This is a genomic window from Bacillus sp. EKM208B (assembly GCF_011800725.1).
GTDB classification, from domain to species: domain Bacteria; phylum Bacillota; class Bacilli; order Bacillales; family Bacillaceae; genus Bacillus; species Bacillus velezensis.
The window spans coordinates 1-232 of sequence record NZ_JAANHO010000063.1; the positions used below are offsets into that span (position 1 = coordinate 1).

Consider the following 232-nt stretch of genomic DNA (forward strand, 5'->3'; position numbering starts at 1 on the left):
CCGATCATCAGACGCTAAATCTATTAATCGAAGATTTCTCACGATTGTATAACGGTGAAGAATTACAACCACTTGAACTACAATACAAAGATTATAGTGAATGGATGCGTGGCAGAAACCTGGAGAGTCAGAGAAACTATTGGAAAGAAGTATTTAAAGAAGAGGCACCGGTTTTGGATTTGGTGACGGACTATCCACGTCCCAAAATCCAAAGCTACAAAGGAGCCCAAGT

Annotated in this window: 1 protein-coding gene; it reads left to right on the forward strand. The window is 40.5% G+C overall.

Annotated features, from left to right (window positions below; all coding sequences use genetic code 11):
* Positions 1-44: 44 nt before the first annotated feature.
* Positions 45-232: condensation domain-containing protein (locus tag G9F75_RS19885; protein ID WP_260399159.1), on the forward strand; the 188-nt coding region annotated here is incomplete at its 3' end.